Origin of the sequence: Streptomyces sp. NPDC088910 (assembly GCF_044749865.1) — a bacterium.
Classification (GTDB): Bacteria; Actinomycetota; Actinomycetes; order Streptomycetales; family Streptomycetaceae; genus Actinacidiphila.
Genome location: NZ_JBIVIV010000006.1, coordinates 349,643 through 365,606 on the forward strand (window position 1 = coordinate 349,643; position 15,964 = coordinate 365,606).

Below are 15,964 nucleotides of genomic sequence, written 5' to 3' on the forward strand. Positions count from 1 at the left end.
GGTGCCCGGCCCAGCCGCCGAGGACCGGCCACGGCTCCGACGGTGGACAGCCGGGCGACCGCCTTCCCGTCAGGTCCACGATGAGGAAGGAGACCGTCGTCGCCTCGAACCGTTGCCGCAGGGACTCCGCGACGGTCAGGTGCGCCGGGATGGGCCGGTCAGGGCGGTCAGGGCCGCGCGGGCCTTGGGGGCGGCCAGGGGGCTGAAGTGGGGGTTGACGGACAGGGCGGTCGCGAGGTCGGTGCGGGCCGCCGCCGTGTCGCCGAGGGACCGTTCGATCATGCCGCGGTGGTAGCGGAACAGGGCGTTGCGGGTGCCCTGGGCGAGGGCCAGGTCGCTCTCGGCGAGGGCTTCGCGGTCGCGGCCGTTGGCGTGCAGGGCCCAGGCCAGGGCGTCGTGGGTGTCCATGAAGGGGCGGGACTCGATGCCCCGGCGGGCGATGGCGAGGGCCTGCGCGGCGTCGCCGTGGTCGGCTTCGAAGAGGGCCGCGTCGGAGTCGAGGGCGACGCCGTTGGCGGCGAAGAGCTTCTGCTCGGCGCGGAAGAGCTGGTACTGCTCGTCGGCCTGCGCGGTGCGGCCGAGGGACTGGTACAGCTCGCCGAGCTGGAGCACATACTCGGGCTGCGGTACCCGCTGGACGGCCCGGTTGAGGTCGGCGAGGGCGGCGTCGGTCCTGCCGAGCGCGGCCTCGGCCCTGGCCTTGGCCTGGAACAGCGAAGTGTAGGTCGGCGCGACGCGCAGACCGGCGGCGGCCTCGGTCAGCTCGGTGGCCGGATCGCCGTTGTTGAAGGCGAGTTCGCCGAGGTAGTAGTGGGCGAACGCCTGGTCGGCCGGGCCCGCGGAGTCCTGGAGGGCGCGGCGCATGTCGGTTCTCGCCGTGTCGATGTCGCCGCGCAGTTCGGCGACGTAGGACGCGCGCGCCAGCGAGGGCGCGCCGGGCCTGAGGTCGACCATGCGCTGTACGGCGTCGGCGGCCTCGTCGTAACGGCCGAGCTGGGTGAGGGCGTCGGCGAGGGTGCCGTACAGGGACGAGTTGTACGGGTTGACGGCCACGGCCTTGCGCGACCAGGTGAGCGCCTGGCGGAAATCGTGCCGCCCGGCTTCCAGGGCGGCCATGCCGCCCATCGCGGTGAAGTTGTCCGTGGCGTCCACCGACAGCGAGCGCTTCAGGACGGCTTCCGCCTTGGGGTAGTACGTCGGGTCGGCGGTGTTCTTGGCCTGCTGGACGTAGTCGAGGCCGAGGGTGCCGAGCGCGACGGCGTCGCGCGGGCTCTGCCGCAGGTGGGCCTGGATGCCGTTGATGTCCTGGGCGAGCGGGTCCGCGCCGGCCGCCGGGGCCCCGGCCTCGCCCGTGGGACCCGCGGCGCGGTCGGCGCCCGTCACCGGCCAGGGGGCGAGCCCGAGGCCGCCGGCGAGGAAGAGGCCCACGCCGAGGACGGTGGTGACGGCGGCGGACAGCAGATGACGCCGGGGGCTCCGGCGGACGGACGTAGTCAATTCCCGCTCCGTTGGGGGGTCGTGGGGGTGGCGTGGGGGGACGGGCGCGGCGGCTTCGGGTCGGCGGGCGTGGCGTAGACGACGACGTTGTCGAGATAGCCGCCGCCCTCGGGTCCCGCGTACGCGCCGCCGCAGGTGATCAGCCGCAGCGTGGGCGGACCGGCGGTCGCGTAGACCTGGTCGTCGGGGAACGCGTCCTTCTCGTACTGCCGCAGCGCCCGCACGGTGAAGTCCAGGTGGGTGTGGTCGGCGCGGTCGACGGTGATCCGGTCGCCGGGGCGCAGCGTGGACAGTCCGTAGAAGGCGGCCGGGCCGGTGAGGGAGTCGACGTGGCCGACGACGATGGCGGCGCCGGGGTCGCCGGGGCGCGGGCCGTCGCTCCACCAGCCGACCTGGCCGGGGTCCTCGGGCACGCCGAGGTGGCCGTCCTGCTGGACCTGGAGGCCGATCAGGGGGTGGTCGAGGCCGATGCCGGGGATACGGATCCGGACCGGCCGTGCGGCGGGCGCCGCGGGGGCGACGGGGGCGGCGTGGCCCCCGGCGGTCGCGGGGACCGGCAGCGTGCCGACGTCGACCTGCGTGGTCTTCGGCGGCCGGGCGGTGAGCAGCGCGCAGCCGCCGGCCGTCATCATGCCCAGACCGGCGAGGACGCCCAGCGCGGTGATCAGGCGCCAGGGCCGGGCGGGGCGGAATCTGAGGGCGCGCCGCAGTCGCCCGGCCTCCGGTGCGGAGGCCGGGCGGCCCGAGGTGGCGGGGGCGGTCACACCCGGTCGGCGCGCCTGCGGCGCAGCGCCAGGAGTCCGGCGGTGGCCAGCAGGGCACCGCCGCCCAGGGCCGTCACCGAAACGGCGGGGAAGCCGCCGTGGAACGCGGTGCCGCCGAAGCCGGCGCCCACGCCGCCGTCGGGGTGCAGCGAGTCGGCCTGGTTGACCGCGGCGGTGTTGGGCAGCGCCACGTACGGGAAGGTCGAACCGGGCTGGCGGTAGGGGGTGTCGACGGCGTCACCCGCGGCCAGCGCGGGCACGATCTTTCCGGTCTCCGCCGCGCCTTCCAGCGCCTGGAGCTCGATGTCGACGACATCGTCGTTGAGCCGCCGGCCGTTGGGGAAGCCGGCCAGGTCCTGGCCGAGGACGCCGAGCCGGTTGGGGTTGGCGGAGGGCGCGACGGCCATGTTCAGCCGCAGTTCCTCGGACGGTGTGAACTTCGCCTTGTCCACGTCGGCGTTGAGCAACTGCGAGTTGAGGTCGGCCTGGACCGGTCCGCACGCCTTGCAGATTCCGGACAGGAAGATCTCGGCGAGGTCCTTGCGCGGGGTGGCGGGCGCCGGGACGCCGTAGATGCTCTGGATGAGCTTGGGCACGATCGGGTCCAGGACCTTGTCGACGACCGGCTGCACGGTGTGGTCCTGGTCCGGGTTGAGGGTGTTGAAGGCGTCCTTGTACTTCAGCGGGACGACGACCTCGTTGACCAGCGGGTTGCCGAGGCGCGAGACCTGGTGCCAGCCCGTCTCGCCGCCCTTGTCGGGCATCGGCGGGCCGCCCTTGCCCTCGTCCTGCGAGTCCGCGGCGCCCGCGGTTTCCCCGGCGCCCCCGGCTCCCCCGGCACCCCCGGCACCCTCCGCGCCGTGGGACGCCATGCCCTCGTCGCCCTTGCCGGACGGCGCGGCGACCGCCGCGCCCTGCCGGTCGGTGGTGGACCAGACGCCGATGACGGGGTTGCGGGTGGCGTCCCCCTTCAGTGCCAGCGCGGACTTGGGCACCTGGAGGGCGATGGTGTTGACGTTGTAACCGGCGAGCGTGTTGTGGCCGGTCTCCTTGAGGTTGCCGCCGTACAGCAGGTCGAAGACCCGCAGGTCGAGGAAGAACGGGTCGGACGCCTGCCCGGCGTAGGTCTGGCCGCCGTCGGGGAGGGCGACGGTGGCCTCCTTGCGCAGTGAGGCGTAGTCCGGCATCGACGCCTTGCCGACGTTGGAGGGGGCCGCGGGCGCGTCCTTGAGGAGCGTCTTGGTGTTGCCGTCCGCGTCGGTCACCGTCAGCGTGTACGTCTGACGGAAGTTCAAGGTGGTGTCGTCCAGCGACTTCACGACCCCGGTGTTGTACAGGAACTGGTTGGCTTCGTCCCGGTAGTGGTCGGTGAAGGACCAGGTGTACGTGGTGTCGGCCTTGCCGTCGCCGTCCGCGTCGATCTTGATGTTGTAGTGGGCGTCGTTGGCGAACGGGTAGAAGTTCGGGCCGCCGTTGGGCTCCTCGAACGGGATCCAGTTCGCCACCAGGGTCACGGTGTCGGGGTTGTCCGGGCTGGTGAAGGCGTAGACGTCGGTGTTGTCCGCCTTGGGGTCCCCGGCGATCAGCGGCGCCTCGCGGTGGCTGGAGGCGGAGCTGACACCGGGCGTCAGACCGGTCAGGACGACGGAGGACACCAGGGCCAGCAGGCCGGCGGTGGCGAGTGAGCGTTCGGCGGCGCGGGCCGCCGTGCGGCGGGGCGGGTGGGAAGACTGCATGGACCATCCGTTTCCAGGCGGGGCCGCCGCCCCCCGGCTGGGGGCGGGACGGCGCAGAGCGGGGACGACTCAGCCCTGAACGGAACCTCGATGACCGCGCCGTACGGTGACGGCGACGGCAGCGAGCAAGTCCGATATGAGGCTTAAGCTACGCATAAAGCACCATGCGCCGAGGGGGCCTGCAACGCGCCAGGTCCGAAATGCGGCAGAAGGGTTCTCGCTGTGGGCCACCACGGTCAACAAACCTGGATCCGCCGGTACTCGGGCCAGGGGCGGCGGTGGTGACGGGGCGACAGCGGGCTCCGGAGCCGGGGCTGCCTCCCTCCGCGCCCGGCCCTGTGCGCCACCCCGGTGGCAGCGGTGAGCCGCCCGAGTGAGGGCGCGCCCGTGACAGGTGCGGGGTCGGCCCATCGGGTACGCGCGCGGCCCCGCCCGCGCCGCCGGGCCGGGATTCGGCCTCCCCGTAGGCCCCGCGCCGGGCCTCCCCACAGGCCCGCGCCGGGCCTCCTCCCCACAGGCCCGCGCCGGGCCTCTGCTTGCCCCGTTGGGGGATGCCCTGGTAGGACTGTGACGCGCCGTCACCGTCACATGTTCGATAACGCGGGGGTTCATGTGGTCGCCACGGCCTTCACGTCGTCGCCGCGACGACGCCCGGGAGTCCCGGGACCGGCCCGACGGCGGCTCCCCACAGTGGTACGGCAGGCCACGCAGCACGGGCTGGTGCTGGCCGCCGTCGCCGTGACCGTCCTGCTGTGCGCGACGGCGCTCGCCGCACTGGCGGCGCTGGCCGGGAGTTCGGTACAGGCGGGCGCCGTACGGCGGTTGGCCGCCGACCTCGACGCGCAGGTGACCGTCAACGCGCCCTTCCGCGCCGGAGGCATGGCCGTCGCCGACCGGGATGTACGGGCCGCCGCCGACCGGACGTTCGCCGGGGTGCCGCAGCACACCTATGTGGGGCTGCTGGGTTCTTCACCGGTCTCGGTGACGGGGATCGACGGGGTCACGGGCCCGCCGCGCGGCCCCGGGGGAACCGGATTGCACCCGGTCGCCGTCCAAAACGCGGGCAGATTCGGGCAGTTGGTCGCCGGACGGTGGCCGGCCGGCACAGCGGACGCGACGGCGGACGCCTTCACCTCGCTGCCCGACGTACGGATCGCCGCCGGGTCCACCGCCCCGGTCGACGCGGCGCTGCCGGACGCGCTGGCCAGGCGGCTGGGAGTCACCGCCGGTTCCCGGCTCCAGGTGCGCGACGGCTTCAGGCACTCCATGACGCTGCGGATCACCGGCGTCTTCCGGCCGACCGGCCCCGTCGGATTCTGGCCCGCGATGGCCGGCGACGTGACGGCGGACGAGACCGCCAGCCAGGACCTGCTCGTGGTCTCGGCGTCGGCTCTCAACGGGAGCGTCGTCCTGAACAGCCATCTGACGGCCCACTGGAGTATGCAGCCGGACTTCGCCCGGATCGACGCCGACAGCCTCCCCGGACTGCACGACCGGATGCGCGCCTTCTCCGGCAGCGCGAGCCGCGTGTCGGTGTTCGGCGGACGGCAGCCCGCTCTGGACGACCTGACGGTGGCCTCGGGGCTGCCGGGCGCGATCGACGGCCTGGCGGTGCCGATGGTGGCGGCCCGGTCCTCGCTGTACCTGCCGAGCGTGCTGCTGGCGGTCCTCGCCCTGGCCACCCTGGTACTGGCCGCCCGCCAGCTCACCGAGCACCGGCGCGACGAACTGGCACTCCAGCAGGCCAGGGGCGCGGGCACCCCGCGACTGCTGCGCGCGGCGGCGGCCGAGTGGGCGGTCACCGGCGTTCCGGCCGCGGCCGTCGCGCCGTTTCTGGCCGGGCTGCTGCGCCCGGGCAGCCGGGGAACCGCCGCGTGGGCGGCGGTTGGCCTGACCCTGCTGGTGCACGCGGCGGCGGTGCTGCTGCCCGTCCTGCGCTCGACGCGGTCCCGGCCGGCCCGCGGTGTACGCGCCGCCGCCCAGCGGCTGGGCGCCGACCTGGCGCTGCTGGCCGTCGCGGCCCTGGGCTATCTGGAGCTGCGGCGGCACCATTCGCTGATCGCCGACGTCGGCACGGGCGGCGCGGGCGCGGACCCGGTGCTGGTCCTGGTGCCCGCCCTGGTGGCCGGGGCCGCCGCCCTCCTGCTGCTGCGCCTGCTGCCGCTGACCTCCCTGCTCCTGGACGCGTTCGGCCGTCGCAGCCGGGGCCTGGCCCTCGCGCTGGCGGGCTGGCAGTTGAGCCGCCGGGCCGCGCGCAACGCGGGACCGGTCGTCCTGATGTGCCTGGCCGTGTCCGTGAGCGCCTTCGCGACCACCGCGCTGGCCTGCCTGGGCGGACTGGCGTCCGAGCAGGCCGCGTTCACCGTCGGCGCGGACGTACGCGTCCAGCCGTCGGCGGACGGCGGCTACCCCTCGTCCGTACTGGGCGCCGCCTATCGCGCGCTGCCCGCGGTGACCGCCGTGACCCCGGTGACGCAGTCGACGGTGAACCTGCCGGGCGACGCCACCGAGGGCCTGGTCGGCACGGTCGGCGGGCCCGCTCCCCCCACCCCGTCACCGGTCGTCTTCGGGGTGCCGCTCCCCGGCCGTCCGACCGCGCTGCTGCTGGACGAGCGGCTGCGCAGCGACGGCAGCCGCGCGGCGCCGAATCTGGAGTTGACCGTGCAGGACGCGTCCGGCCTCGTCAGTACGCTGGCGACCCGCCTGCCCGCCGCCGACGGCGCCCGGCACACCGTCGTGGTCCCCCTCGACGTGGCGCTGAGCGACGGCCACCCGCGGGCGTATCCGCTGACGGTGACCGCCGTGAACGTCCTGCCGCAGCCGAACGCGCGGCCCGCGCGGCTCGACCTGGAGCTGATCCGGGTCGGCGCGCGGGACAGCGCGGACACGTGGGTCACCGGCCTTCCCGGCGGCCAGGTCTGGGCCGACGGTACGACCCACGCCTCCGACGCCACCGCCGGGGCCTGCGAAGGCAAACCGGCGGGCGACTACAGTCCGGGCACTCCCGGGGTGTGCGCGATCACCCCGGGCCGCTCCGAGGTGCTCAGGACCACCGTCAGCACCGGCGTCAGGGCCTCGACCGCGACCGGAGACGCCTTCGGCGGCCTGGCCGACAGCGACTACGAGACCCGGCCCGGCAGCCAGGTGCGCCTCGTGGCGGGCCCGGCCGGCCGTCCTGCGCCGCTCCCGGTACGCGCCGACGCCGCGGCCCTGCGCGACACGCGCCTGAGCGTGGGCAGCACCACCACACTGGATCTGGGCGGCGGCCGGATCACCGCGACGATCGTGGGCCTGGTCGACTCGCTGCCGGGACTGGGCCGCGGGCAGGGGCATCTGATCGCCGATCAGCGCCAGCTCGCCGCCGCGATGACCGTGGCCGGAGTCGACCAGGAGGATCCCGCGTTCTGGTGGATCAGCAGCACCGACAGCGCGCGTACGGCCGCTGCCGCCGAGGCGCGGCCCGCGCTGGGCCGGGTCACGACAGCGGAACGGACCGCGGCGGCACTGCGCGACGACCCGTTCCGCGCCGGGCTGCGCCGGGTGCTGGAACTCGTCCGCTACCTGGCCCCCGCTTTCGCGGTCATCGCCTTCACCGTGCACGCGGTGGTCTCCACCCGGCAGCGCCGCAAGGAATTCGCGCTGCTGCGGGCGATCGGCGTCCGGTCCACGGGCCTGTACGCGCTGTTGGGCGCCGAGCAGCTGAGTCTGGCGCTGTTCGCGGTGGTGCCGGGCGCGCTGATGGGCATGGCCCTGGCCTCGGCGGTGCTGCCGCTGGTCACCGTGGACGACAGCGGCCACGCCCCGTATCCCCCGCTGCCGAACGTCACTCCGTGGGGCACCGTGACGCTGACGGCGGTGGCGACCGCTGTGGCCATCAGCGCGATCGTGCTGGCGCTCGCCCGGCTGCTGGCCCGGGTGGACCTCGTACGCGTGCTGCGAGCGGGTGAGGACCGATGAGCCGGACCGGACGCGACCGCGCGGGGCGGCGGACACCAGCCGAGGGAACGGGCGCGGCGGACAGCGGACGTGGGGCAACGGACGGGGCGGAGACGCGAGCCGAACGAACGGGCATGACCGGAAAGGGACTTGGGGCAACGGGTACGACAGAGACGGGATCGGCGGGAGCGGACACGGCGGTGAGGTGGCCGGGCGGTACGGGCGCCTCGGTGACACTGCGCCTGATACGTCAGGAGACCCGCGGCGACCTCCCGTTGCTGGTCTGCCTGACGGTCATGGTGATCGTGTTGACGGCGCTGTGCGCCTGGGCCCCGGCCGTCGTGGGCCGCCAGGAGGACCGGGCGCTGCGGCAGCGCGTCGCGGCGGCGCAGGCCGAGGCGCCGCTGATCAGCGTCAGCGCCACTCCGGAGGTCTTCGACACCGACCCGCCCGCGGTGGACATGGCCACCCTGCTGGGCGCGGGAAGCACCTTCACCGAGCAGCTCAGCGGCACCGGCGCGCGCCGCCTGACCTCCGTCGGCGGCGGTTACGACTACAACCCGGCGTCCCTGGTCGCACCGCCGCCTCCCGGCCCCGCGAACACCGCTACCAAGCTGGCGCTCAGCTACCTGCCGTCCGCGCGGGCCCATCTGCGCTACGTCAGCGGCCGCGCCCCGGCCGACCGCACACCGCTGGGCACCGCGCCCCAGATCGGGTTGTCGCAGGCCACGGCGCGGGCCCTGGGCGTCACGGCCGGGAGCCGACTGACGCTGGAATTCGCCAGGACGCCCGCGGTGGGGAACGCGCCGCCCCAGGTCGACCTGCTGGTCAGCGGCGTCTACCGCACCACGGCCGCGGCCGACGGCTTCTGGGCCGGGCGGGCGTCGTTGGACCAGCCGACGCGCTACCCGGCGGAGCGCTCCGCCGGCACGGTGCTCGCCGTCAGCGGCCTCGTCGGCCTCGACGCCGCCGACCTTCTCGCAGGGGCCGGGGTCGTCGGGCCCCGGGTGACCTGGCAGTTGCGGGCCGACCTGTCGGGAGCGGCGCTCGACCAGGCCCGCGCGCTGGCCGGGCCGCTGTCGCACTACGGCGCGGACCTGAGTGCCGTCCTGTGCCAGGGAACCGACTGGATCTCCGGCGACATCAGCTGCCACGTACGCGGTCAGGCCACCGGGTCCCTGCTGGTGACCGACTTCCTGACGCCGCTGCTCGCCGAGTTCACCGCTCAGGACCATCAGGCCAGGGCGCTGGCGATGTACGCCGTCGACGCGCTGGCCGCCGTCGCGCTGGCGACCGTGGCCGTCGCCGTACGGCTGTTGCTGCGCCGACGGCGGGCGCACCTGCGGTTGCAGCGCGCTCGGGGCGCGTCCACCGCGCGGCTGGTGCTGCTGCGCTGCGCCGTGGCCTGGCCGGTGGTGCTGATCGGCGCTGCGCTCGGCTGGGCGGCCGGGCGGGCCCTGGCTCCCGGCGGCACGTCCGGATCGCCGCAGCCGGTGCCCGCCGCGCTCGCCGCCGCGGTCGTGATGGTGACGGTGCCGCTGATGACGTGGCTCGCGGTCCGCGAGCCGCGCAGGCCCGGCCGACCGCGGCGCTCGCGCCGCCGCGCTGTCACCGGCCGCCGCGTGGTCCTGGAGCTGACGGTGCTGCTCGCGACGGCGGCGGGCGTGGTCGCGCTGCGTTCGCAGGGGCCCGACGGGATTCTGGGCGCGGTGCCGGTGCTGGTGGCGCTGGCCGTCGTGCTGCTCCTGCTGCGGATCTCCCCGCTCGCGCTGCGCGTGGTGCTGCGGCGGACCCGGCGCGCCCGGGGAGCGGTGGGCTTCATCGGGGCGGCACGGGCCGCCCACGACGCCCCGGCGACCGGGCTGGCGCTGTTCGTCCTGGTCCTGACGTTGGGGACGGCCGTGTTCGGCGGACTCGTACAGCGCACGATCGGCGACGGCCTGGCCGCGGGCGCGGACTGGACCACCGGCGCGGACGCGAGCGCGATCGTGGCCGGGACCGCGAACGGGGCCACGACCGGGACCGCCACGCCGGGGACCGGCGCAGGCAAGGGCATACGGACCGTCGTCCAGCATCTGCACACCCTCGACCTGGTGGGACAGGTCGACGGCGCGCTGATCACGCAGGTCGCCGTGATCACCGTGGACCCCCGGCAACTGGCCGCCGTCGCACCGAAGTCGCCGCTGGCCACCGCCCTGCTGTCCGGGCTGGCCACCCCGGCGGGAACCCGGATCGACGCGCGCGTCCCGCTGCCGTCCTTCCTCTCGCCCGACCTGCGGGCGCGCGAGCGCACCGGCGGCTTCACCTCCAGTGTCTCGATCCTCGGTCGGCGCCCGGTGGACCTGGTTCTCACGCCGGTCGGCACCCTCACCGGCGCGGACCTGCACGACCCTCTCCTCGGGCCGGTCACGGCGCGGATCCCCGCCGGGACGCCGCTGCTGATCACCACGGCGGGCGCCGAGCACCTGATGCCCGAGCAGTCCTCGGGGAGCACCGTCATGCTGCTCAAGGGCGGCGCTCCCGACGGGACCGCCCCCGCCACGCCCGCCGCGCTGCGGTCGGCGGCGGCCCAGACGCTCGGGCCGCTGGCCCGGATCCGCGTCCGCTCCGAAACGCTGAGCGCCCTGCGCGCGGACGGGCTGACGCGGGGACTCGACACGGCCTACGCCGTCACGTCGATCCTGGCCGCGCTGGCCGGCCTGCTCACGCTCGCCCTGGAACTGACCCTCACCGCGCACGAGCGCGGTCGCACCGCCTCGTTCCTGCGCACGCTCGGGCTCGGCGGCAAGGAGGCCGGGGCGCTGCACTTCCTGCAACTGCTGCCGCTGGCGGTCGCCTCCGCGGTGGGCGGCACGCTGCTCGGGCTGCTCGAACCGCGGCTCATGGCACCGGCGTTGGACCTGCGGCAGTTCACCGGCGGCCCGGCCCAACCGGCCCTGCGCACCGACTACTCGCTGACGCTCGCCCTCGTCGTCGCCGTGACCGCGCTGATCCTGGTCGCCGCCGCGGCCGAGACCGTCCTCGCGCGTCGGCGGCGACTGGGGGCCGTGCTGCGGCTCACGTGAACGGCCGCGGCTCAGGGTGCGGCCGTCGAGCGCAGGGCTTACGGGGCGCTCTCGGTGGACTCCGTGTCGCCCTCCGTGTCTCCTGCGCCCGCGGCGCTCTCCGCCGCGGACTTCGCCCGCCGCGCGGCCTCGTCCGGCCATACGCCGATGTGGTCGGTCTCCAGGGCCAGCCGCACCCGTTTGCGCATGTGCAGGCGCTCGGTGAACTGGCCGGGCAGTTGCAGCCGCCCGCTGGCGTCCAATACCGCGAACTCCTCGGCGGTGAGCACCTCGACGCCGTCCTCGCCGGTGGTGACCCGGCGCAGCACCTCGGTCGAGGTGCGGCCGTTGCGGATCCGCACCGTGCGCTGGACCTGCTCGGACACCAGGGCGTCGTGGGTCACCACGATCACGGTGACGCCCAGGTCCTCGTTGGCCCGGCGCAGCGCCGCGAACACCTCGTCGCTGGTGGCGGTGTCGAGTTCGCCGGTGGGTTCGTCGGCGAACAGCACCTGCGGCTCGTTGGCGTTGGCCACGGCGACGGCGACCCGCTGCTGCTCGCCGCCGGAGAGCGTGTCGGGCGTACGGTCCCGGCAGTGTCCGACGGACAGCAGGTCGAGCAATTCCTCGGCCCGCGCCCGGCGTTGGGAGCGCTTGATCCCGGTGTACGTCATCGGAAGCATGACGTTCTCGGCCGCCGAGAGGTAGGGCAGCAGATTGCGCGAGGTCTGCTGCCAGACGAAGCCCACGGTGCCCCGCCGGTAGGTGAGCCGCTCGCGGCGCTTCATCGTCAGCAGGTCGTGTCCGGCGACCGTGGCGGCGCCCGCGGTGGGCACGTCCTGGCCGGAGAGTATGCCCAGCAGGGTGGATTTCCCGGAGCCGGACGCCCCGACCACCGCGATCATCTCGCCCTGGGCCACGGCGAGATCGAGGCCCTGGAGCGCCTGCACCTCGACGCCCTCGGTCTGGTAGATCCGCACCAGGTTCTCGCAGACGACCAGCCCCTCCTCCCGCCGTGGCGCCGCGACGGCCCGCCGCCGCAGCTCGGCCAAGTCCGTTGCCCCGGTGGGCTGTTGGTGAACTGCCACGCGGTCCCCCGATAAGGTGAAGTCTGCGAATCCCACTGTCGGACAGCCGCCAGGGTAATGCGCGAACCCGCCCGGGAGCCGCCGTCCGCGGGACCGGACCTCGATCAGGGGTCAGCGTCGCCGAGGTCGTCGCGTCCGCTTCGGCCCGCGTCACATCCGCCACGATCCGCATGCCGTCGATCGGACAGCGTGCCGTCAGACCGCGCGGGCGTTCCGCAAGAGTTCCCGGACGCCGCGAACAGGGCGGTAGCCGAAGGCGTTCGTTGCCGCGGTGGAGTCGTACACGCGGTCCAGACGATCCGGCACCGGCCACCCCTGGTCGCGGAACGCCTCGACCACGTCAGGAGCCCGACCGGCGAGGACCGCGTCCGCGTCGCGGTGGAGAGCGACGCAGTCCTCACGCTGGAATACGTGCGGCCCGGAGACGTTGAACGTGCCGGTCACCTCAGGGCGCGTCACGGCCAGGACCCCCGCCGCCGCGACGTCGGCCACGTCGACCGCCCGGTGGAGCAGATGGCGGGCGCGTACGGGCAGCGGCTCCGGAAAGCACCGCGCGATGCGCAGCGTGACCGCGGAGACGCCGCAGGCGGCGACCAGGCGTTCCGCGGCCAGCTTGGTCTCGTCGTAGATGTCCCGGGGAAGCGGCGTGAGGTGCTCGTCCACCCAGACGGCGCGGTCGGCGGGCACCAGGGCGTGGCCGTAGACGCTGGTACTGCTGATGTAGAGAACGCGCCGGACACCGAGGCGCGCGGCGTCGTCGAGGAGTTCCGCGGTCATGCCGACGTTCACGGCGCGGAACTCCTCATCGGCCACGCGCCCGACGTGCGGGGCGTGCAGCGCGGCGGTGTGGACCAGGACGTCGGCCGACCGCAGCGCCGCCCGCCGCTCGCGCGGGTCCCGCAGGTCGGCGACGACGCTCGTCCAGCGGCCGGCCACCCTGTCCACGCCGCGGACCTCCCGGCCCGCCGCGTCGAAGGCCGCGGCCAGGGCCGATCCGACCCGGCCCGAGCTTCCCGTCACGACAACCGCCCCGCCAGGGTCCCGCATCCTCCGCTCGGCGCTCACACCCCGATTCTGCCAGCCCCGCGCGGATTCGGTCCGAGGCGCCGTACCCGCCGTGCGACGCCCCGCCCGCCTCGACAGGAGACGCCGTCACCCGGCGGCAACGGGGCTGGTCGGCTTGGGCGTTCGGACCGCGAAGGCGAGGAGCGTGGGGCCGGACGGGCCCTAGGCCACGCCCGCGAAGCGGGCGGTCAGCCAGACGGGGTCGACGATGGCCGAGCCGACCACGACGGCGTGCGCGCCCGCGGCCAGGGCCGCGCGTACGTCGTCCGGCGTGGAGTAGCCGCGCTCGGCGACGACCGGCACCCCGGCGCCGGCGACGAGGGTGGCCACAAGTCCCAGGTCGGGCAGGGGCCCGGAGTTCGCCTTGGCGGGGTAGCCCATCGTGGACGAACTGACGATCGCGGCGCCCGCCTCCACGGCGGTGCGTGCGTCGTCGATCCCCGGCACGCCCGCCTTGACCGGCTTGCCCAGCGCGACGAAGGACGCGACGAGTTCGGCCAGGTCCTGGCCGTCGTGTCGGCGCGCCGCCGCGTCCGCTTCCAGTTCCACGACGTCGGCCCCGGCGTCCACCAGGGCGGCGGCGTGGTCGAGCGTCGGCGTGATGCGGACGACCCCGCCGTGCGAGCCGTCGATGCTCACGGCGAGCACGGGGAAGCCGGGGAGCGCGCGCTTCACCGCGCGTACGGCGTCCGGGCCGTCCATTTTCACGGCGACGGCGCCACCGGCCTGAGCGGCGGCGGCGAGCCGGACGACATCGTCGATGTTCTGCCAGGGCGACTGGGGCGACGGGGTGAGCGAGACGATCAGGCCGCGAGGAAGGATGTTCACGCCGCGAACTCCTCTCCTGCGACCAGGACGCGCTCGACGGCGACGTCCTCGTCGGTGACGATCAGGTCGGCCGGGCCGCCGAGGGTGAGTTCCCCCGCGCCGGTGAGCCCGTAGAAGCGGGCGGGCGCGCGGCTGGCCAGGTTCACCGCCCGGTCGACCGGCCAGTCGTGCTCGACCAGCTTGCGTACCTGCTGGAGCAGCGTCACCGTACTGCCGGCGAGGGTGCCGTCGGGCAGGCGCGGCACCCCGTCGGTGACCTCGACGGTGAAACCGCCCACGGTGAAGACACCGTCACCGGCCCCCGCGGGCGACGCGGCGTCGGTGACGAGCATGATGCGGTGCTCGGCGGCCTTGAGCGCGAACAGCGAGGTCTCCCGCGCCAGATGGATGTCGTCGGCGATGAGCTGGATGGCGACCTCCTCCCGGTTGAGCGTGGCGCCCGCGATGCCGGGCGCGCGGTGGCTGAACGCGATCATCCCGTTGAACAGGTGCGTGACCGCGCGGGCGCCCGCGTCGAAACCGGCGTACGCGGTCGCCGCGTCGGCGCCCGAGTGCCCGGCCTGCACGATGACCCCCTGGCCCGCGGCCCAGGCGATCAGCTCCGCCGCGCCCGGCAGTTCGGGGGCGACGGTGATCGTACGCAGCGGCCCGGCGTCGAGGAAGCGTCGCACGATGCCGATGTCGGGGTCGCGGAGGTACTCGGGCCGGTGCACGCCCCGGTGGTGCGGCGACAGGAACGGGCCCTCGGCGTGCACGCCGACGACCTTCGCGCCGGGAGGCGAGGACGCCTGGAGCTTGTCCAGCACGCCGAGCTGCCGGACCACGTTCTCCTCGGAGTCGGTGATGACGGTGGGCTGTACGTGGAAGACGCCGTCGCGGGTGAGGGCGGCGAGCGCCCGCTCGAACTCCTCGGCCGTGGCCGCGTTGAAGTCGACCCCGCCGTAACCGTTGACCTGGAGGTCGACCAGGCCGGGCAGGACGTACCCCGTGCCGGTCGAGGGCAGGCCGGTGCGTACCAGCCGTCCGCCGTCGACCTCGACGTCGCCCTTCACCCAGGCGCCGGCGACGACGGCGCCGCGTGCGGAAATTCTCATGGATACAACCTCGCTATATGGGGGGCTGGGCCGCGGCCGGTCGGCTCTGCGGCGGATTGATGGCGGTGCGCGCGGCCGGCCTGGCCCTGGAGGGCGGCGCGGAAGCGGTATCGGTCACCGCGGTAGACGCTGCGGCACCACTGCACGACCCGGCGGTTCTCGTCGAACGTGGTCTGGACGATCCCCAGGACGGGGTCGCCCGGAGCAAGGCCGAGGTTCTCTGCGATGTCGGCGGTGGCCCCGCGCGCCTCGATGACGCAGTCGGCTCTGACCGCGTGCAGGCCGTACTCGTCGGAGAGCGTGGAGTACAGGGAAGCGGTGGTGAAATCGTGGTCGCCGAGGCCCGGCGCCAACTGCTCAGGGATGAGCGAGAAGTCGATCAGGGTCGGGATGCCGTCGAGATACCGCAGCCGGACCAGGTCGACGATGGGTGCGCCCGGGGCGACGCCCAGCAGGTCCGCCTCGTCGAGCGAGCTGGCGCGGGTCAGGCACTTCAGCACTTTCGAGCTGGAGGTCAGGCCGTTCGCCTCCGCGAGGTCGGAGAAGCTCACCAGCCCGGTGGCGCCCTCCTCGATCGACTCCGCCTCGTCCTGGTCCGCGGGCCGGGCCGGGGCCGGCGCGGGCGTCTGCCCGCGCACCCACCGGGCGCCCATGACGACGGTGACCAGGCCGGCCGCCTCCAGATCCTTCAGTGCCTGACGGACGGTGACCCGGCTGACGTCGAACTGCTCAGCGAGAACCCGCTCGGAAGGCAGTCTCGAACCGGGCTCGATCACACCCGATTCGATGCGTTCCCTGAGGTGCTGCGCCACCTTGCGGTGCAGTGCTGGCGAAGTAGACATGACCCCGATTGTGTCTCGTGGAGTTGGTGGGAATGAACGTAATCAGCAGCCCGTGTCGCACGGTGCGAAG

At 74.4% G+C, this 15,964-nt stretch carries 10 protein-coding genes; 2 read left to right on the plus strand and 8 right to left on the minus strand.

The genetic code is table 11. The features are described 5' to 3' along the window. Window positions 1–135 precede the first annotated feature (135 nt). From ACIP4Z_RS16675 to ACIP4Z_RS16685, 3 genes are read right to left on the minus strand one after another with little or no spacing between them, the layout of a single operon-like run. Window positions 136–1,497, minus strand: coding sequence for a tetratricopeptide repeat protein (locus ACIP4Z_RS16675; RefSeq protein WP_355342501.1), 1,362 nt, complete (start codon window positions 1,495–1,497; stop codon window positions 136–138). Beyond that, complete coding sequence (locus ACIP4Z_RS16680; protein WP_401308666.1) at window positions 1,494–2,261, minus strand: class F sortase; 768 nt, start codon at window positions 2,259–2,261, stop codon at window positions 1,494–1,496. Before ACIP4Z_RS16680 ends, ACIP4Z_RS16675 begins: the two co-directional genes overlap by 4 nt. Then, complete coding sequence (locus tag ACIP4Z_RS16685) at window positions 2,258–3,997, minus strand: DUF4331 domain-containing protein (RefSeq protein ID WP_401308669.1); 1,740 nt, start codon at window positions 3,995–3,997, stop codon at window positions 2,258–2,260. Before ACIP4Z_RS16685 ends, ACIP4Z_RS16680 begins: the two co-directional genes overlap by 4 nt. Before the next feature lie 690 nt (window positions 3,998–4,687). On the opposite strand from ACIP4Z_RS16685, the gene ACIP4Z_RS16690 reads away from it, so the two are divergent. Further along, window positions 4,688–7,954 carry an FtsX-like permease family protein gene (locus ACIP4Z_RS16690; protein ID WP_401308672.1) on the plus strand — a complete coding sequence of 1,089 codons (3,267 nt, stop codon included), beginning with the start codon at window positions 4,688–4,690 and terminating at the stop codon, window positions 7,952–7,954. Window positions 7,955–8,163: 209 nt separating this feature from the next. Beyond that, window positions 8,164–10,998 (plus strand): hypothetical protein, encoded by a 2,835-nt coding sequence (locus ACIP4Z_RS16695; RefSeq protein WP_401308675.1) that lies wholly within the window; start codon window positions 8,164–8,166, stop codon window positions 10,996–10,998. A 38-nt stretch (window positions 10,999–11,036) separates the two neighbouring features. On the opposite strand, the gene ACIP4Z_RS16700 is transcribed toward ACIP4Z_RS16695, so the two are convergent. The 5 genes from ACIP4Z_RS16700 to ACIP4Z_RS16720 all read right to left on the minus strand — a co-directional run bounded on the left by ACIP4Z_RS16700 (window position 11,037) and on the right by ACIP4Z_RS16720 (window position 15,894). Beyond that, window positions 11,037–12,029 (minus strand): ATP-binding cassette domain-containing protein, encoded by a 993-nt coding sequence (locus ACIP4Z_RS16700; protein ID WP_391046208.1) that lies wholly within the window; start codon window positions 12,027–12,029, stop codon window positions 11,037–11,039. A 231-nt stretch (window positions 12,030–12,260) separates the two neighbouring features. After that, entirely contained in the window at window positions 12,261–13,085 is an 825-nt protein-coding gene (locus ACIP4Z_RS16705) for an NAD-dependent epimerase/dehydratase family protein (RefSeq protein ID WP_401308678.1), read from the minus strand. A 207-nt stretch (window positions 13,086–13,292) separates the two neighbouring features. Then, window positions 13,293–13,958: an N-acetylmannosamine-6-phosphate 2-epimerase gene (locus ACIP4Z_RS16710; RefSeq protein WP_391046085.1), complete on the minus strand. Its 666-nt coding sequence runs from the start codon at window positions 13,956–13,958 to the stop codon at window positions 13,293–13,295. Then, window positions 13,955–15,052, minus strand: coding sequence for an N-acetylglucosamine-6-phosphate deacetylase (gene nagA / locus ACIP4Z_RS16715; RefSeq protein WP_401308681.1), 1,098 nt, complete (start codon window positions 15,050–15,052; stop codon window positions 13,955–13,957). Before nagA ends, ACIP4Z_RS16710 begins: the two co-directional genes overlap by 4 nt. Next, on the minus strand, window positions 15,049–15,894 hold the full coding sequence (locus ACIP4Z_RS16720) for a GntR family transcriptional regulator (protein ID WP_355342525.1): 846 nt from the start codon (window positions 15,892–15,894) through the stop codon (window positions 15,049–15,051). The genes nagA and ACIP4Z_RS16720 overlap by 4 nt, the downstream gene beginning before the upstream one ends. Window positions 15,895–15,964 lie beyond the last annotated feature (70 nt).

Coding starts and splice junctions, on each gene's coding strand:
- ACIP4Z_RS16685 (WP_401308669.1), bottom strand. CDS start 3,997: ATGCAGTCTTCCCACCCGCCCCGCCGCACGGCGGCCCGCGCCGCCGAA.
- nagA (WP_401308681.1), bottom strand. CDS start 15,052: ATGAGAATTTCCGCACGCGGCGCCGTCGTCGCCGGCGCCTGGGTGAAG.
- ACIP4Z_RS16720 (WP_355342525.1), bottom strand. CDS start 15,894: ATGTCTACTTCGCCAGCACTGCACCGCAAGGTGGCGCAGCACCTCAGG.